Below are 17,304 nucleotides of genomic sequence, written 5' to 3' on the forward strand. Positions count from 1 at the left end.
TTAACTTTTTTTAAAATCATATTATGAATACTAATGAGCCCAAGAGAATCTATTTAAGTCCACGAATCGAATTGATGACAGTGGAAATGGAACAAGGTATTGCAGCTGCATCTGTTAGCTCCGACGTGCAACAATCATGGGATAATGCTGATGATGATAATCGTACCATCGACTGGTAATTTATCCGAACTAATTATTGTTTAATTCATCTTAATTGCTCGACAGGTTTTAATAATTCCTGTCGAGCTTTTTTATGAGATAGACTAAAGATTTTAAACTGGGTACAGGAACAAATTCAGTTCAAATAGACTTCGAAAAGTCCTTAATCAGGGAAAATAAAGTTCTTCTTTCATAAGAAGGACTTTCTTTTTTAGGGGGGGGGGCGGACGTTTCCTGAATTCTTATATATAAGTTATTCGTGTTTTTGTGATGTTAAATAGCTTTTTATCAGCTTTTTATAAAGTGTGATATGAATGTGAAAGGCGGTTTTTTTTGATTCATTCTTTTAATGTAAATATTTGTCAAACAGAATAAGGTAAGACATTCAGTCCAGGAATTGCGGGCTATAATGAATTATCGCTCGAACCTAATTTGTGTGAAGGTCCGTGCTAATATAGTTGGATTTAGTCTATGGGTATCAATTTCGAGCTGTCGATTTTAATTGCTATTTCCTCTAAAAAATAAGCAAAATTGGCAACTACTGGTTGAAGGAATTTATCTCCAAGGACGGTAATATGGAAATGAAAATTTACTAAATAATGATATATAATGGAAAGGAATAACTTCAATAATTTAATTGCTTTAGCGAAAAATAATAGCGCTGAATTTTTGACGCTGTTCAGCGAAATCTATCCCGATTTTGTTGTCTCGTTAAAGACAATAAATCCGAAAATCCGTAGTAGTGAATTAGAATTTTGTGCCCTGACCTTTTTGAATTTCTCGACCAAAAATATCGCTCAATATACTTTTGTTACGATACGTGCCGTACAGGTACGTAAAAATAGATTGCGCAAAAAGTTAAATATCGCTTCCGATATTGATTTTAATTGTTGGATGCGCGAGCAGATCCAGCGAACTCCAATGACTGAACAAGAGCAAATAGCTATTGAGACTGTTTAGCAATGTGGTAAGTATTAGACTTTCCTACTTCAACTTTGAATTGTTCAGTAATATTTAAAGAAAATTTTAAGAGAAGATTATTTGTTTGCTAGAACAGTATTTCAACCTCTACATTGAAATTTAGTGGTAGACATAAAAGGAGAAAGTGTTAATATAATTTGAAAACAAAAAGTTTTTCACTATTTCTATTTTATTTTGATCCATTTCAAGTTAATAAATGATGCTTAGTTTTTATGTGATATCTATGTGATAGGTCATTTTTCATCAATTGTATTTCAAAATCCTAATCTTTGTTCCAAATAATTAATTTGATTTTGCTATTGCTTAAGGCTGTGCAAATCGAAGGTTTAATAAATGATCAATCTAAAACAATAAGCTGTCAGAAAGATTTACGCCTAATAAAAGCTAACAAATAAATAGTCATGGAAACAAAAGATCAAAAGAAAAAGGAAAGTTATATTCCTCCGATTTTGAGTATTACAATCGTAGAAATGGAGCTGGGAGTTGCTGCTGGTTCTGCACAGGTTTCCCAGGGAGGATCGCCATTGGAGGATGATTATCTGAAGTTAGAGGAGTAGACAATTCGGGATGAAAAATGTATTATGGAGATATTTTTATATCTGTTTAGTGATTTAAAATTCTTAGATTAGCAAACTCAATTTTTTAAGGCTGACGGGAGCTTTAAACTGTTGTGATTCATAACTATCTATAACAATTGATGACCTACCTAATGAGAAAAAAACTTCTTTTTTTTATTTTATTATTATTTACGGTTAAAGCAATCGCTGGCGATGACAAGAAGCAAGAGGTTGATTCGATTTTGAGTAAAGCAAAAGAACTGAATGCCGCGGCTAAAACGTCGTTGCAGTGGGAATCTGCTATGAAAGCCCTGGATTTGGCTAATGAGAATAAATACGATGAAGGAATAGCGAAAGCACATTTTTGGGTTGCAGATGCACTTTTGAATATCGGGCTATATAAAGAAGCATTTAAGCATCTTGAGGGGGTGCAGACAACAAACTATTTTAAGGACGAGATTGAAATGCAAGCTGAAATCCATCGGCTGAAGGGTAAGGGATATTTAAAGCTTAAGTTATTCCAGCAAGGTATCCAAGAGTTTCATTTACAGTTAGCAGATGCTAAGGCGCTAAAGGGCGATTCTCAGAAAAAATCTTATCTCAAGGCTTTTGGAAATTTAACTACGGTTTTTGACGTATTGGCCAAACCTGATTCCGTGTTTAGATATATTCAACTTCGATTGGACTGTTTGCAGGGGCTTGATGAAAAGGAAAATGTATTACTTTATATAGGGGTATACGATGATTTAGGAGATTTTTATACAAAAAAAGGGGATTTTGCGAAAGCAGAGCTTAATCTCAAAAAGTCGCTTGCATTAATTGAGAAATATAATGCACCGGTATTTTATAATACCTATACATTCTTAGGCAATTTAGAACAAGGGAAAGGTAATTATAAGAAGGCGTTAACCCTTTTTGAAGTGGGCCTGGCAAATATGGAAAAAGTCGGACTCTGGGATGCGGTTGCTCGAAAATGTAAATTTTTAGCCTATTACTGTCGATATTACAAGTTGAGTGGAAAGTGGACAGCGGATGAATATGACATGGCTTATACGTGGGGTAAAGATTCACTCGACAATAAAAATAAAGAGGTAATGGATGCTGTAATGAGTCAGCTCGTGAAAGCGAAAGAAAAGGAATCTGCCGCAAAGGTGTCAAAATCAGTTACCATTTCAATAATTGCTTTGGTAGTGCTCATTATCGCGGTGACTTTTTTTGTACGGCGCTCTAGGCATAATCGTAAGATTTTGGGACAGAAAGAAGACGCTTTACAAGAGACAGAAACAATCAACAAGGAACTGACAGAGCAGATCGGAGAAAATAAATTCAATAATCTGAATGAACTAGCCAAAAGTAATAATCCGGAGTTTCTGACTTTATTTACTGAATTGTATCCGGAGTTTATACAGGCGTTGAAATCACTTGATTCAAATCTTAGAAGCACCGAGCTAGAGTTTTGCGCGATGGCCTTTCTTAACTTTTCAACAAAAAATATTGCAGAATATACGTTTGTGACAGTTAGAGCAGTACAGGTTCGGAAGAACAGATTGCGTAAAAAATTTGAAATCCCTTCGGATGCGGATTTTAATAGCTGGATGCGCGGACTTGCGGAAAAGGTATATTAAGAACGCAGGTCAGTCGATCAGGCATCTTATCAACCATTTATATTTCTATCCAATCTGTTTCAATAGATGGAAAACCACTTGAAACCAGTTATATCACGCATCGGCAATTGATGTCGGGTGCGACGTTGGTATTCGAAATGGGGAACAAACCAGGAGCAGTATGGTATAAGAAATAAGCTGTTGCAGAAGCACTGTTTTAATTTAAAAGCCTTGCAAAAAGTTAATAGCTTTTTGCAAGGCTTTTAAATGGTACAGCTCCTTTAAACATGAACAATCCTTCCACTTCCTCCAACTACTTTTATTCCAGTAGGGAATGTTTTCCAGAAACGGATGTAATGAAACTTGCTTTCAAAGTCTTCACCACTGTAATTTCCTTTTAATTCCATGGTCAACGAAATAACTGCTGTATCATCTATGATGTTTAGATGTTCAACGTGAGGAATAAGCTTATGAATCTTTAAATTACCATCACGGTAACTCTGTAAATCCATTTCCTTTGTGATGACGTCTCCACTTGGAAGCACAAAAAGCAGATCATCGTGCAACAGTTCTTCAAGTACGTTTATATTACTTTCCTTGATCGCTTCATAAAGCCTATTTTCCTGATCTAAAATTTCTGTTTCTGTCATTGGTTATATTTTTAGCTTCCAACTTAAATGATTTATTTTTAGTCCACTACTAATTTAATAAACTTTTAAAGAATAATTATCCTCCTCCTGCTACATATATGGATAATTGCTGTGTGCCGAAATTACTATTAAATGGTAGATTCATAATTTGAAAGTGGCAACTGCGAAAAAGATATTAGTCCAGGCCCTTCTAAAGCATTGTATAACCTTTGAATATCGCCTTCTTTTGCGATTTGGTGAATTAATAGTGTGTTGTTTTCCATGGAAACACAGCGTACATTATAGCGATGTAAAATTTCCCAGATGTTTTCATTTGTGTCGAATGATATTTTAAATAATGCAGCATTTAAAACAGAACCAAAAGTGATGGTAGCATCCAGTACATCGGCTATTTTTTTAAGATTGATTATGGTATTATCGATTAACACTCCTGGCATAGCTACCTCAATCGTTATCAATACTATTTCCGGAATATCTGTACGGGATTGTGAAATGGTCTCAATTTCTAATCCTAATTGATACATTGTTGAAATGATTTCTGGTAGTAAATCACGTTGATTTTTGCAATTCAAGGTGAACAATTTAGAGGTCATATTTTTCTTTTTCATAACATGGAATCAAAAAAAAAGCTTCCCAAATTTTTTGGGAAGCTTTTTATAATATTATTTATTTTTAAATATCTTACAAAGTATTAACCTCCCATTTTGAACAAAAAATGACGATGACCACGACTGTAGCGTTAATCAAGATGTTAATATTAATCTGTCCTAGATTGTTCATTATGAAAGTGTTTTCTTTTGTGTTTTTACAAAGAAAAGAAAATATTTTTATTATCCAATTTTTATTAATGCATAATTGTTTTTTTTGATGAGGCAAGTCCATAGCACATATGAACCAATGGATTAAGTTTTTTTGTTTGTGGGTGTAATCTAATAGTTGCAGTTTCTTAGAAATTATAACTAACGGTTTTGCTTTAGTAAATCATTATTATAATGATGAAAGTCATGTTTAATATATCAAACGATATGTTTTGCATATTGTTTATCTTGACTTGATACTTTTGTGAGTAAAAGCATATAAAATGAAGATTCTAGCAGGATGTTATGTATTTAATGATATAAATAAATTAGTAAGTTTTCTTAATGGTAAACGATAATTCTGAAGATTGAATAAATAAAAAAAGCCGATCTACTTACGCAAAACGGCTTTTTTTATTTATTTAAACTCTTGGCGCATTTAAAAAAGATATCATTTACTGTAAGCAAGTAATGTAATATTTAATAGCATACATTGAGATGATAAAACGCAATATATTAATTTATGAATTTATAACTCAAGCCTAATCCAACACGAAGCCCAGTCCAATCAATTTTACTATCTCTCATCTCACTGCTTTTACCAGGGATTTCAGCATTATAACCAACACCAAGGTTAGCACCCAAAGATTTTATGAAATTCCACTGCACACCAACATAAGGTGTAATGGAAAAACCCGTTGATTTGGATTCAATAATATGTTTTTTATCAATTTCCTTTCGACCTGATTGCGTTTCATAATATCCATCTGAAGTAATATTATTGAATGTTACTGCAGGAGAAATCTCCGCAAAAAGGGATAGATTATTCTCATGTCCTTGATTGGTTTGGAAGAAATAATTTCGATATAAAGCTCCGATACGATAAGCATTTGCATTCAAATTATAAGCAATCGCGCCGGAATAATCCGAATAAGCCAATCGACCTCCTGTTGATAAATAAGTGACATTGATCCCGTAGTCACTATTTTTGACGGAATATGTCACTTCTCCATAATTGGTATAATGATTTGGAAAATTGTCGGTAACTGAAATAGGCACGGGATAATCTAATTTAATTCCGCTTTGAATGACATTCAAGAATGAACTCATTTCGGACATTTTATAATTACCAATGCCAAATCTATAGCCAAACCCAATTTGTGCCATTGAGGTTATAGTCATCAGTAACAATGCAATACTTAATATTAGTTTTTTCATGATTTTTAGGCTATTGGCCGATATTGACATAATTGTTGTTAAGAATAATGTTGTTGTTTAAAAGTCTCGCTTCGTAAGGCTGGAAGTAAAGGCCTGTTGTCAGGCTAAAAACAATACTGCTATATTTACTATCCATAACATTGATAAGCGAATTAGAAGAGAAATTCTCATCTTTAAATAATATTTTTCCAGAGAATTTATCAAAACATATAAATTCTCCAGCCACCTTTTTAATTACTTTTAAACTTGGTAATTCACAAATTGAGAAATAATTATCAATGGATTGGATAACAATCTGGTTTTGAATTGTTGGGTGAAATGCTATAACATTTAGCGTACGACTACGTGTTTTCTCGGCTATTAAAGTATATTGATCATTTTCATATTTATATATTTTGTACCATCCATCAGGACCACTTACAGAACTTGCAGTATATTTACCGTCATCAGATATACTAGGAAAGAACTGTCTACCATCAGTTTCTGTTTTTTCACTCAACAACTTACCAGTGTTTAAATCATATATTTTGAACTGAGACAAATTATCGTTACCAACAAGGAATTTATCATCATTGGTCAAATAATAAACTGGTAAATTATCAATTGCATCAGTTCTGATTTTTTTGCTGAGAGTAAAATCTGAATATACCTCGACTTTTGATTTAATATTATAAACATCACTACTTAAGTGAACTGCAACTTTGCCAGTCGCTGGGGAAACTTTAAAAGAACTGATATAATAAGGATATTGGACAATATCTGGATTTTTACTTTTCAAGACAAGATCATCAATTCCATAATTTCGAATTCCAAAACCATTTTTGTAGGCTCGCATAGAAAGGATTAAGTTGTTTTTAACGTCTCCTTCAACCAAGATAAAATGAGAATTATCTACTTCAGGGTCACCATATTTTTGCTCTTTAAAATAGTTGATAATCTTAGGATATTTAGCATAATCCCATGTGTCAGCTTTTTCTGGTAAGATATACAATTCATAATACTGTTCTTCTTGAAAAGGGAATGCTGGTCTATATACTTCAGCATTATTTTTACCTAATGGTATGGTTAGTACATTTCCCTTCCATACGAGAACGTATTTGTTTTCAATGCCATCAGGATGGGTCCATTGTATATCCAAACTTAGGTTTTTTAAGGTCTTTGTCTTGAAATAGTTGCTTGTGAAAACTTTATATTGTACAGAATAAAAATCTTCTTTTGGTGGAACTTTGTTACCCTTATATTTTGTAATTATTTTATATGTTTTAGCTCCGTAGGAATAATCATCATCGATAAAACTAGTTTTGCTAGGATCTGTAATTTGATCAATGAGGATCTGATCTAAATTATTGAAATTATATACTTCATAACTTTCAATTTCAGCTCCTTCAAGATTTGGCTTGTTCCAATAGATTTCTAATTTCTTAGAAGAATTAATCCGTTGGTTAATGTTCAAATTTATCTGGGGATTTACATATTTTATTGGATATATAAATTCAAAACTTGATTTCTCTTCACCTAAAACTTCAGCTAAACTTCCATTTCCTGAAGAAAGATTTACTTTTACTTTCAGTACATCAGAATCGTTTCCTGTAAGATCTGAGGGATCTAAATGCAATACTTCCTTTTCGCCAACAATCAGTTTATTATTAAGATAAAATTCTTGTTTAGTAACAGCTCCAGGAGCGGCATTGATCGTATACATAAGATCGGTTGCACCATAGATGTAAATAGTTTCACCATTAGGCACGTCCGCGACATTCATGGTGACCTTTACATTCTTGTCAGGTTGTTTAATTTCATGAAAATTCAAGTCTTCACTTTCATATTTACAGGAAATAAGACATAATAAATTAAAACATATGTATAATTTAAAAATACATAGTAAGTTCTTGCGACGCATATAGATTAATTGATGGTTTTTATTTGTCGCCAAAAATAACTAAAATTATTTAATACCTTAAGTCTCTTTTTAATAAAATTTCATTTAGTGATTATAAAAACACTTTAGCTTTAGAATTTTTCTGATCGATCGATTTCTGATTGGATTCAAGAATAGGTTATAAATTGTCAGGTTTCTGACTTTTATTACATATTATGAATGCCTTCAAATTTGGAACCTGAAATTTCCGCAAGAAATAATGTATTGAAAGTCTCATCATTAAGAAGAACAGAACTAATTATTCTTGTACTGCGTCAATTAAAATAGCGAGTTGTATACATGGATGATCAGAGCGGTTGCTCCAAGCGTGGTTCGTTCCTTTCTGAATGACAATGTCTCCTGCTTTTAAAAGCGTTTCACCTTCTTCCATGATCAGGTAAAGTTCTCCCGAAAGGATGATGATGTAATCCAATGTGGAGGTCTGATGCATCATCGGATGGGGCTGTCCAATTTTTACATCTAGACCAAGCTCTTTGTCAGGAGGGATAGAGACATAACGAAAATACGTTCCGTTTTTTGGCGTTTCAGGGAAACCCTTATTGGGGATCTGCATTTCATAATCCAGGCTGGCAGGCATCTGTTGCGTATTCCAAACATCTGATATCACCAAATTAGGAAAATGTTCTACAGCATTTGCTACAATTTTATCTTCAAGGATCACAGACTTTCCGTTTTGGATTCCGGTGACGATTCTTCTTGGTATTTTATTCATGGATCATTATTAATTTATTTCCGTTCGTTTGATTGTATTTAAGCATACGATGAGCTTCCAGCACTGTTTCAGTGGAAAGCTTGCCTACAATTTTATAACTTGGCGGACTTATGGTTCCGTCTTGGATCATTTCCGCAATACGCTGGAGATTATCTTTGTAGTATGCGTAATTTTTGGTCATGCTGTGTGCATAATTGGAGATATTCAATATGCTACTTCCTTTATTAAAGAGCATTTCACGAGATTTCGCGGTGGTCATAAAGGTAACATCAACATAAGTTCCATTAATTTTTAGCAATTCCGCTGTAATTTCGGCAATCTCGTTTCCAACCAGATCGATTCCGATATCAAAGGTTAGATTGTTGTTTGCTTTAAGCAGATTATCTCTTAGATTAGGCAGTTTATAATTGACGATCTGATTTTCCTTTAGTCCCATATTCAAGAGCAGTTTAGTATTTTCCTCACTACCTACCGTAGCCATGATATTCTTAATTTTATGCGCCACTAATATCTTGACAAGAAAAGATCCGACTCCACCCGAGGCTCCCGTGATCAGGATTGTATCTTTCGGGCTGATTTGGAGCCGATTAAAAATTTGTAGTGCTGTCAGCGCTGCCGATGGTATTGCTGCCGTTTCTTCAAAAGAGATTTTTCGGGGTTTTACAGCAACAATAGCTTCAGGAACGGCAATAAATGCTGCATAAGTACCATTGCTACCCATTGCTCCACTAGCACAGAATACCTCATCACCGATTTGTAGATCAAGTACTTGAGCACCCTTATCCACTACGATTCCTGCCAGTTCTCGTCCCAATATCGGTGAACTGATCAGTTTTCTTTCATGTTCATTTTGCAGCATCTGGTAATCGATAGGATTAAAACCGCTCGCTTTTATTTGGATCAAAACTTCATGGTCTTTCGGTATTGGTTTAGGAATAGATCCATCTTCCAGCTGACCCTGTTTATTGAGCATAACTACTTTCATGACGTGTTTATTTTATACAAAGGTATAGGCAGAATAGTTTATATTTGCCACTAGTTAACTGTTGGTAACTAGTAACATGAAGGTAACTATTATGGCAAATATTATAGAGAATGGTGTAGAAAGACCGGCGACATGTACAGAAGAGCTTTTTGCCATGCGCGACAGTCTCGATGTATTGGGAGGTAAGTGGAAACTGATGATTTTACGTTATCTGACCAACAGAACGGATCAACAAATTCATTTTAAGAAATTGCAAAGAGGGATAGAGGGAATTTCAGCTAAAATGCTGAGTAAAGAACTCCGAGAGCTTGAAATCAATTTACTGATTACAAGAACCATTCAAGATACCAAACCCATTACGGTCATTTATGCTGTAACAGAATACGGGAAATCAGTATTTCCGGTGACCGAGACGCTGGTAAACTGGGGTTTGATCCATAGAGATAAAATTAAAAATTCGTTGTAATAAAATATCCTATTCCCTTTCCCCGTCGAATGGAAAAGGAAATAGGATATTTAAAGTTGTTAAGTGATCGATCTACTTATGGAGTAGCTGTCAACAGGATGACAACGCTTGTTCTGTTATTTTCTAAAACAGGATTTAATCCAATATTCATTAAGAAGTCTCCTGATAGGATCAGGTTTTCAGCGATCGTGTTATCGTCTTTATTCAGGTTTATTTCTTGGACTTTGTACGATTTATTCGGATCTAAACCTTGCCATTTGATCGGTTTAGTGATTTTAAAAACATGGTTATAAAAGGTGAGGTAATTGAACATCACTGCTTTACTTTTATCGCTGTTTATGTAGGCAAGACTAGCATAATTATTTTCTCTAGGATTAGAAAAGCGATAAAGATTACCATGCCACACGATATCTTTGATATTATCGTATGTTTTGACGGCTTTTTGTGCGAAGCTTAGTTCTTCCGGACGCAATTCTTCTAAATTTAGATCAAAACCCATTTTTCCCATCATGGCTACATCAATTTTAAATTTAAGATCTTGTTTGCCAAAAGTGGTGACATGGTTTGCACTTCCTATTGCGGGAAAGAACAGGGAGTTTTCATACTGCATAAAGATCCGATCGTAAGGATCGGTGTTGTCACTTGGCCAATATTCACTAAAGTAATTTAATGCACCATAATCGATACGCCCACCACCACCAGAACAAAGCATCATGGGAAGTTTCGGGTATTTGGCTCGGAATCGTTCCAGTACCTTGTATAAGCCCAACGTGTAGTCAACATAGAAATTATTTTGGTCACTTTGGAAACTCGAGTATGCATTGTATATCACAGCATTACAGTCCCATTTGATATAAGCTAAAGAAGGATTTTTCTGTAATAATTGATCAAGAGTGTTGAAGACAAAATCTTGTACTTCGGGATTGGATAAGTCCAGCACGAGCTGATTTCTAAAATAATATTCAGGTCTGTTTGTCTGCTTCACCACCCAGTTTGGTTTCTTTTCATAAAGTTCACTTTTGGGACTTATCATCTCAGGTTCTACCCAGATACCAAATTTCACACCCACTTTATCGGCTTCTTTTGTGATTGAGGCAATTCCATTGGGTAGTTTTTTCTTATTCTCAGTCCAGTCTCCTAATGCAGATGTGTCCGCATTTCGGGGATATTTATTTCCAAACCAACCATCATCTAACAGGAAAAGATCAACACCTAATTTTTTGGTGTTTTCAAGCAGATGAAAGATCTTCTTTTCATCAAAATCAAAATAGGTACTTTCCCAGTTGTTGAGCAAGGTGAGGCGTTCTCCGTTTCCATCAACCAGGCGGTTATTTTTTGCCCATCTATGAAAATTACGAGATCCTTCACCTACACCTTTCGTCGACAGCGTATAGGTGAATTTTGGGGTAGTGAAAGCTGTTTTAGGTTTTAAAGCATAATGCGATGCATAATTATTAATGCCTGCAATAATTCTTAAATTATCCTGCGGATCTTTTTCAAAATCAATTCTGAAGTTGCCGCTCCAATCCAACCCACCTAGTAATACTGTTCCCTGTGTTTCATTCCATGTCTTATCCATACCAATGGCAAAGTAAGAACTCATCAACAAGTTGGTCCGGGTACCCAGTTTACTGTCCAGTGTTTTGATACCATGGGTAAGTCTTTCTGTTTCTGGTTGCATCTCGGCTATCCAGTCACCGTGATAGCTACGTAAGTAAAAATCGTCTGATTTCAGGTTAAGATTAGCCGAAGCAAATTTGGTTAGTTTTACATTTTTTTTCTCTTCATGCCGAATAACCGTCCATTGTTCAAAAATGTTGTCCTGATAATTTGCCTGATAATGTAATTCGACATAGAAAGGGTACAGTTCATCTTTCATAAAAATGGTGACATGCTGTTTGCCAGCAATACTGATATCATTTTTATGGTCGATATATTTAAGATCTAAAGATTGATTACCGTCGGCATGCTCGACGCTTATAGCAGGTTCAAGTAAGTTTCGGGTGCCCGAGGCCGCATAAGCAGATTGATACATGCTGGTATAATCATGAGCTTGTTTATATTGCCTGGTTACTTGTGTATATTCATCGGCTTTTGACAGCTTATTTCCAAGGTAGACCATATTGACATCTTTGTTTTCTTCTACATTCAGAACCAGTGCGATGCCAGCAGTTTCGAGGATGATATTTTTTGTTGTCTTGAGTTGCAATTGCGTTTGTTGTGCACTACTATCAATAAAAATAGGGAGCAACAAAAATAGTAGCATAAATTTTGTCATATTGTTGGTTTAGGGTTCTGAAGTAATTAGCACTATTTAATTAAAGCCTAATGTATTCCATATCGTATTGATCGGATGCATCGGTGTGGACTATAATAAATAGTAACGTTTCAACTAAGATAGTGATTGCTAGATTGTTCTCAAAATGATCAATAATTATAATCAGAACTGCAGATTGTTTATTTTATTTTTTTATGGTTTGTAGGGTTGAGGCTTATGAATTTACCCAAGATATCAATGCCTGGGCAAAAGCGACATAATAAGTGGGTTATATGCTTTTACATATAATATATCATTATTTCATATTTTTATATGCTTATGCATATAATTTGATATTTTTTCTTATTTTTATATGTAAAAGCATATAAAATGAATATAATAGCAGAATTTGTAAAATCCAAAAGAAAGCAACTCGGACTCACACAAGAGGATCTTGCTGAAAGTGCTGGAGTAGCTTTAACAGTTGTCCGTAAGATTGAGCAAGGTAAAGATAATTTAAGTCTAACAAAAGTAAATCAGGTGTTAATGCTTTTTGGACATTTTTTAGGACCAGTTAATGCTAAAGATTATGAGACAGGGAATCATTAAATATAATAATATAATTGCAGGAACACTTACGGAAACAGAAGAAGGGACATATGTTTTTCAATATAATGAAGGATATATTAAAGAATTTCCTGATCAATTTATAACATTTCAAATGCCTGTAAGGAAATACCCGTATAATAGCGTGTCCATGTTTCCATTTTTTGACGGCTTGATACCTGAGGGCTGGTTATTAGATATTGCAAGTGCAAGTTGGAAATTAAATCAAAATGATAGAATGGGATTATTATTGGCTTGTTGTCAAAATAGTATTGGCGCAGTATCCGTACACCCTATAGAATTAAACGAAGATGAATAAATGTCTGTATTGCTATAAGGAATTAGGTGAAAGGGAAATTGACTATCATCCTAAATGCTCTAAATTGTTTTATGGAGCAGAGGAACCTCCCGTTCTACCATATCGTTTGGATGAAATGGAACTTTTGGCAAGAGAATCTGTACAACATTCAATCACAGTACCAGGTGTACAACCCAAACTTTCTCTGGGCTGGATAAAAAATTTGTTAACTGATGGTCAACGAGGACGATTAACGATTTTAGACGCCTTGGAAGGTAATTATATTTTAAAGCCACAAAATGCTTTGTATAGCCAAATGCCAGAAAATGAACATTTATCCATGAAATTAGCAGAGTTATTTAATATAAAAACAGTTCCATATGCTATGATCAGACTAATCACTGGAGAGCTCTGTTATATTACCAAGCGTATCGATCGCAATGTAGATGGTTCAAAAAATCATATGATAGACTTTTTACAGATATTGGAGTTGGAAAACAAGTATAAAGGTAGTATGGAATTGTTGGGTAATATGATAGGAAAATTGTCAAACCATACTTTGTTAGATAAACGTCGATTTTTTGAACTAACTGTTTTCAACTTTATCATTGGAAATAACGATATGCATCTAAAGAACTTTTCTATGCTAAACGATTCTTCTTTGGGCTGGGTGTTTTCTCCAGCTTACGATTTGCTTAATGTCAAGATCATTTTTCCTAAAGATAAGGAAGATACAGCTTTATTATTAGGCGGGAAAAAGATGAATTTTAGTAAAGGATATTTTAATCGATTGGCTGAAGTTTTGGGTTTAAATGATAAGCAAGTTAAAACGGTTTACAAAAGAATACTAGAATGGAATCCAAAAGCATTACAGCTCATTGATATTTCTTTTTTAAACGATGATAATAAATCTGCATTCAAAACGTTAGTCGAGGAAAGAGCAAGTTTATTTTTATAGTTTTTTTCTTTTCTACATTTCATATTCAAATAGGACTTGGAAATCATGGATTAGAAGTGTTATAGGGATTTTCTGATTCCGTTTCCTGAGATAGGGACATCACATAAGACGCTAAAAGTTGCGTTCGCAAAAAAAAGTATGAGTATAATTGTGTAAGTTATAGAGGTGCTAAAACTGATTTTATAATTAAAATTAAAGAAGGGGCTAAAATTTTTATTTAAATAATAAAAATTACAAAAGTATTGGAGGACAAGTCATTGGTTAATATAAAATGCTTGCAAATCGTATATTTACAAGCATTTTATATTGTAATCGGCTTAGAATGTCTTACCTTGACCTACTGATTTATTATTCCAGATTGAACAGAAATTCTCCACCACCTTGTTTCAATTTCATTGTTTTTTCTTCCGGTCTAAATTCTAAAACAATCCCTGCCTGTTCAAATTTGAATTTATCTTTTTCTGTTGCTTCAAGAGGAAATGCCGACTGTCCTGTTGCTTGAGCCATCAGCGTTTTTTTGTCTTTTGTAATCGTAATTTTCAAGGGGATTTGTTTGGACGCATAAATACCTAAATACTTATCCAGATCTTCTGAAGATACTTCATGGCTGGAAAAATTTGGAATATCATATGGTTTATTATAAACTGCACTTAATAACGCAATAGCAATATTGTTATTATTGAAATTAGTTCCGTTTGAAGTTAAAGCAAAATCAATATTTTCGTCATCAAAATGAGAAAAGACAGAACTAAAACCATCAATTCCTCCGGTGTGTCCATATCCAATTTTATCATAAAAAGGAATTTGAAATAAGCCTACCCCATATTGATCTTTGATGCTTTTCATGATTTCAAGATTTTCAGGATTCAACAATTTGCCATTAAACAGTGCATTGCTGAAATCGACCAAATCGCTTGGTGTAGAAACAACTCCTCCAGCTCCCAGAGGTATAGAAATATCTGTTTCAGGTTGAAGAATCCATTTCTCATTAAAGGTATATGATTTGCATTCTTCTTTCGCTGGATTAATTTTTCCTCCCATATAGGTGTTCTTCAAATCAAGAGGTTTTGTTATAAATTCTTTTAACAGATCTGTGTAACTTTTTTTGAAACTTTTTTCAAGCATGTAAGTTAGCAGTACAAAATTTGAATTGCTGTATTGCGCTTTGCTGTCAGGTTCAAAATCACTGCCCGCTTTTGCAATAATTGCTACCATTTCTTTTTCGGTCTTAGGCTGTGTATTCCAGGTCAGGTAATCCTTGTCATCCGTAAAATTATGTATTCCACTTCTGTGGCTTAATAAATGTTCTACGGTTATTTTTTTAGCATTTTTAATCGTCGGAAAAAAGCTTTCGATGGTTTGATCTAGTTTTAGTTTTTTCATTTCTACAGCTTTCAAAACCAAAACAGAAGTAAATGTTTTTGAAATGGAGCCAATTCTATACTTAGAATTTGTAGTTGCTTTCTTATTTTTTTCAAGATCAGAAAAGCCGACCGATTTGGAATATATAAGTGTACCATTTTTTGATATAGCCACACTTCCCATAAACTTGTTATTTTGCTCCAGTGATGCAAAATACGAGTCTAGTTTTTGTGAATCGAAATTTTGCGCATAGCTACCAGTCGAGATCAAAAGAAGTACGAAGTAACTTGAAATTTTTTTAAGCATAATAATTTGTCTTATGGTTTTTAATTTGATGGATAAAGAGCCTGTCGTAATTTACAGCTTCTTAGACTTTAAAGATAATTGTTTTAGTTTATATTTTAATACTTTACGAGTTTGATTTTCTTTGAATAATATCCATGCGATCATTAGAATTGTGCTTAAAAAAATGGAGCCCAACAGTGTAAATAAGTTTTTATAGTAAATCATACTGGTTCAATTGCACTGTAAATGATTTTTTTAATAGAATTCCTGTACAAAGAAGGGCGTTTTCATTTTTACCTCTATCATTACCTTAAATACTTTATATTTGAATGATGATAGTAAGTGATATTTTTTACGGCAATTTCGAACTTGAAGATATTCTTAGCGAGCTAATAAACTCGGAGCCTGTTCAACGGTTAAAAAATATTCATCAGGGAGGTGCCATTTTTTTGGTTTCTCCATATGTTGATCACAGCAGATATGAACATTCTATCGGCGTTATGCTTCTCGTGAGGAAACTTGGAGGGAGTTTGGAAGAACAGGTTGCTGCTCTTTTGCACGATGTCTCCCATACGGCATTTTCACATGTTATCGATTATGTTCTGCAGCATAAAGGCGAAGATTATCATGAGCAAATTTTTGAAGAGGTAATAGCAACGTCCACTATCCCCTCTATTCTCAATAAATATGGATTCAGTACTTCTTTACTGGAAGATCCAAAGCATACTTTGCTTGAGATGCCGCTACCTGCGCTTTGTGCAGATCGAATAGATTATACCATTAGGGATTTATATCATTTCGGCCTAATCGATATTGTGGAGGCACATGATTTTATAAGCGAACTTGGTGTTCAGGATGGTAAGATTGGTGTTCAGAGTGAAAAAGTAGCTTCATGGATTACCAGTAAATATCTTCAGCTCAATAATGCATATTTCAGAAAACCGGAACATATATTCGCCAATACCAAGCTTGCAGAATTGATTGCTTTAGGACTGGAAAAAGGTATTCTTGTTTTATCCGATCTCTGGAAAGATGATCCTGCAGTTTTATCCATAATAAAGACCGATCCTGATCTCAATGCAGAACTTGAAAAAATAATAAATCTGCAAGGTTTCGAAAGTTTTTCAGAATCTCGATCTGGAGAGGTTTTCAAAGAGAGAATACTAAAGCCTATGGTCATAGGTACTTAATAAAGGAAATCTTTTTTACCATCACTAAATTTCTCATTAATCTTATATAATAATTTATATCTGCCAATTCCCCTCATAAATCGGTCAGAATAAGTGTGTGCTTCAGGAGCAGGAAACCTATATTTATAACAATAATGTTACAAAATGTATTACTTCATATACTATAGGTTTTTTTTCGTCGTTAATTATTTGATAATGCTTAAGTTTTAATGTAAATGTTTTCATTAAAATACTTTTTATTAATCGTTATCGACAATTTTTAGATGATCTAAACTTAAAA

General features: G+C 33.9%; 18 protein-coding genes. 10 read left to right on the forward strand and 8 right to left on the reverse strand.

Annotated elements, in window-relative coordinates; genetic code table 11:
- The first annotated feature begins 23 nt into the window (after positions 1-23).
- The 5 genes from HCX49_RS12370 to HCX49_RS25825 all read left to right on the forward strand — a co-directional run bounded on the left by HCX49_RS12370 (position 24) and on the right by HCX49_RS25825 (position 3,498).
- Positions 24-179, forward strand: coding sequence for a hypothetical protein (locus HCX49_RS12370; RefSeq protein ID WP_168127226.1), 156 nt, complete (start codon positions 24-26; stop codon positions 177-179).
- A gap of 589 nt (positions 180-768) precedes the next feature.
- Entirely contained in the window at positions 769-1,119 is a 351-nt protein-coding gene (locus tag HCX49_RS12375) for a helix-turn-helix transcriptional regulator (RefSeq protein WP_168127227.1), read from the forward strand.
- Positions 1,120-1,541: 422 nt separating this feature from the next.
- Complete coding sequence (locus tag HCX49_RS12380; protein ID WP_168127228.1) at positions 1,542-1,697, forward strand: hypothetical protein; 156 nt, start codon at positions 1,542-1,544, stop codon at positions 1,695-1,697.
- Between the two features lie 152 nt (positions 1,698-1,849).
- Positions 1,850-3,322, forward strand: coding sequence for a tetratricopeptide repeat protein (locus HCX49_RS12385; protein WP_168127229.1), 1,473 nt, complete (start codon positions 1,850-1,852; stop codon positions 3,320-3,322).
- A gap of 47 nt (positions 3,323-3,369) precedes the next feature.
- Positions 3,370-3,498: a glycoside hydrolase domain-containing protein gene (locus tag HCX49_RS25825; RefSeq protein WP_410528504.1), complete on the forward strand. Its 129-nt coding sequence runs from the start codon at positions 3,370-3,372 to the stop codon at positions 3,496-3,498.
- A gap of 84 nt (positions 3,499-3,582) precedes the next feature.
- Here HCX49_RS25825 and HCX49_RS12395 read toward each other — a convergent pair whose 3' ends face one another.
- From HCX49_RS12395 to HCX49_RS12420, 6 genes are all read right to left on the reverse strand, one after another.
- Positions 3,583-3,951, reverse strand: a complete 369-nt coding sequence (locus tag HCX49_RS12395) for a nuclear transport factor 2 family protein (protein WP_168127230.1) — start codon at positions 3,949-3,951, stop codon at positions 3,583-3,585.
- A 128-nt stretch (positions 3,952-4,079) separates the two neighbouring features.
- A complete protein-coding gene (locus tag HCX49_RS12400) occupies positions 4,080-4,559 on the reverse strand; it encodes a hypothetical protein (RefSeq protein ID WP_168127231.1) in 480 nt (159 codons plus the stop codon).
- A 705-nt stretch (positions 4,560-5,264) separates the two neighbouring features.
- Positions 5,265-5,966 carry a hypothetical protein gene (locus HCX49_RS12405; RefSeq protein ID WP_168127232.1) on the reverse strand — a complete coding sequence of 234 codons (702 nt, stop codon included), beginning with the start codon at positions 5,964-5,966 and terminating at the stop codon, positions 5,265-5,267.
- A 10-nt stretch (positions 5,967-5,976) separates the two neighbouring features.
- Positions 5,977-7,776, reverse strand: a complete 1,800-nt coding sequence (locus HCX49_RS12410; RefSeq protein WP_168127233.1) for a hypothetical protein — start codon at positions 7,774-7,776, stop codon at positions 5,977-5,979.
- A gap of 367 nt (positions 7,777-8,143) precedes the next feature.
- Positions 8,144-8,617 carry a cupin domain-containing protein gene (locus HCX49_RS12415; RefSeq protein ID WP_168127234.1) on the reverse strand — a complete coding sequence of 158 codons (474 nt, stop codon included), beginning with the start codon at positions 8,615-8,617 and terminating at the stop codon, positions 8,144-8,146.
- Positions 8,610-9,602: a zinc-binding alcohol dehydrogenase family protein gene (locus tag HCX49_RS12420; RefSeq protein ID WP_168127235.1), complete on the reverse strand. Its 993-nt coding sequence runs from the start codon at positions 9,600-9,602 to the stop codon at positions 8,610-8,612. Before HCX49_RS12420 ends, HCX49_RS12415 begins: the two co-directional genes overlap by 8 nt.
- 91 nt (positions 9,603-9,693) lie before the next feature.
- Between HCX49_RS12420 and HCX49_RS12425 the strand changes: the two genes are divergently transcribed.
- Positions 9,694-10,068 (forward strand): winged helix-turn-helix transcriptional regulator, encoded by a 375-nt coding sequence (locus HCX49_RS12425; protein WP_168127236.1) that lies wholly within the window; start codon positions 9,694-9,696, stop codon positions 10,066-10,068.
- Positions 10,069-10,144: 76 nt separating this feature from the next.
- On the opposite strand, the gene HCX49_RS12430 is transcribed toward HCX49_RS12425, so the two are convergent.
- Positions 10,145-12,346, reverse strand: a complete 2,202-nt coding sequence (locus HCX49_RS12430; protein WP_206368442.1) for an alpha-galactosidase — start codon at positions 12,344-12,346, stop codon at positions 10,145-10,147.
- A 369-nt stretch (positions 12,347-12,715) separates the two neighbouring features.
- Here HCX49_RS12430 and HCX49_RS12435 point away from each other — a divergent pair, with 369 nt between their 5' ends.
- From HCX49_RS12435 to HCX49_RS12445, 3 genes are read left to right on the forward strand one after another with little or no spacing between them, the layout of a single operon-like run.
- Positions 12,716-12,934: a type II toxin-antitoxin system Y4mF family antitoxin gene (locus HCX49_RS12435; protein WP_132770669.1), complete on the forward strand. Its 219-nt coding sequence runs from the start codon at positions 12,716-12,718 to the stop codon at positions 12,932-12,934.
- A complete protein-coding gene (locus tag HCX49_RS12440; RefSeq protein ID WP_132770668.1) occupies positions 12,915-13,250 on the forward strand; it encodes a HipA N-terminal domain-containing protein in 336 nt (111 codons plus the stop codon). The genes HCX49_RS12435 and HCX49_RS12440 overlap by 20 nt, the downstream gene beginning before the upstream one ends.
- Positions 13,243-14,187 (forward strand): HipA domain-containing protein, encoded by a 945-nt coding sequence (locus HCX49_RS12445; RefSeq protein ID WP_165905912.1) that lies wholly within the window; start codon positions 13,243-13,245, stop codon positions 14,185-14,187. The genes HCX49_RS12440 and HCX49_RS12445 overlap by 8 nt, the downstream gene beginning before the upstream one ends.
- A gap of 348 nt (positions 14,188-14,535) precedes the next feature.
- On the opposite strand, the gene HCX49_RS12450 is transcribed toward HCX49_RS12445, so the two are convergent.
- Entirely contained in the window at positions 14,536-15,855 is a 1,320-nt protein-coding gene (locus HCX49_RS12450) for a serine hydrolase domain-containing protein (RefSeq protein ID WP_168127237.1), read from the reverse strand.
- Between the two features lie 308 nt (positions 15,856-16,163).
- On the opposite strand from HCX49_RS12450, the gene HCX49_RS12455 reads away from it, so the two are divergent.
- Positions 16,164-17,024, forward strand: coding sequence for an HD domain-containing protein (locus HCX49_RS12455; RefSeq protein WP_168127238.1), 861 nt, complete (start codon positions 16,164-16,166; stop codon positions 17,022-17,024).
- Positions 17,025-17,304 lie beyond the last annotated feature (280 nt).

Origin of the sequence: Sphingobacterium sp. B16(2022) (assembly GCF_012030425.1) — a bacterium.
Classification (GTDB): domain Bacteria; phylum Bacteroidota; class Bacteroidia; order Sphingobacteriales; family Sphingobacteriaceae; genus Sphingobacterium; species Sphingobacterium anhuiense.

What these genes read in the sequence shown, in the direction of transcription:
- HCX49_RS12425 (WP_168127236.1), top strand. Translation starts at nt 9,694, where the DNA reads ATGGCAAATATTATAGAGAATGGTGTAGAAAGACCGGCGACATGTACA.
- HCX49_RS12405 (WP_168127232.1), bottom strand. Translation starts at nt 5,966, where the DNA reads ATGAAAAAACTAATATTAAGTATTGCATTGTTACTGATGACTATAACC.
- HCX49_RS12455 (WP_168127238.1), top strand. Translation starts at nt 16,164, where the DNA reads ATGATGATAGTAAGTGATATTTTTTACGGCAATTTCGAACTTGAAGAT.
- HCX49_RS12415 (WP_168127234.1), bottom strand. Translation starts at nt 8,617, where the DNA reads ATGAATAAAATACCAAGAAGAATCGTCACCGGAATCCAAAACGGAAAG.
- HCX49_RS12370 (WP_168127226.1), top strand. Translation starts at nt 24, where the DNA reads ATGAATACTAATGAGCCCAAGAGAATCTATTTAAGTCCACGAATCGAA.
- HCX49_RS12450 (WP_168127237.1), bottom strand. Translation starts at nt 15,855, where the DNA reads ATGCTTAAAAAAATTTCAAGTTACTTCGTACTTCTTTTGATCTCGACT.
- HCX49_RS12445 (WP_165905912.1), top strand. Translation starts at nt 13,243, where the DNA reads ATGAATAAATGTCTGTATTGCTATAAGGAATTAGGTGAAAGGGAAATT.
- HCX49_RS12385 (WP_168127229.1), top strand. Translation starts at nt 1,850, where the DNA reads ATGAGAAAAAAACTTCTTTTTTTTATTTTATTATTATTTACGGTTAAA.
- HCX49_RS12400 (WP_168127231.1), bottom strand. Translation starts at nt 4,559, where the DNA reads ATGAAAAAGAAAAATATGACCTCTAAATTGTTCACCTTGAATTGCAAA.
- HCX49_RS12395 (WP_168127230.1), bottom strand. Translation starts at nt 3,951, where the DNA reads ATGACAGAAACAGAAATTTTAGATCAGGAAAATAGGCTTTATGAAGCG.
- HCX49_RS12430 (WP_206368442.1), bottom strand. Translation starts at nt 12,346, where the DNA reads ATGACAAAATTTATGCTACTATTTTTGTTGCTCCCTATTTTTATTGAT.
- HCX49_RS12435 (WP_132770669.1), top strand. Translation starts at nt 12,716, where the DNA reads ATGAATATAATAGCAGAATTTGTAAAATCCAAAAGAAAGCAACTCGGA.
- HCX49_RS12420 (WP_168127235.1), bottom strand. Translation starts at nt 9,602, where the DNA reads ATGAAAGTAGTTATGCTCAATAAACAGGGTCAGCTGGAAGATGGATCT.
- HCX49_RS12375 (WP_168127227.1), top strand. Translation starts at nt 769, where the DNA reads ATGGAAAGGAATAACTTCAATAATTTAATTGCTTTAGCGAAAAATAAT.
- HCX49_RS12380 (WP_168127228.1), top strand. Translation starts at nt 1,542, where the DNA reads ATGGAAACAAAAGATCAAAAGAAAAAGGAAAGTTATATTCCTCCGATT.
- HCX49_RS12440 (WP_132770668.1), top strand. Translation starts at nt 12,915, where the DNA reads ATGAGACAGGGAATCATTAAATATAATAATATAATTGCAGGAACACTT.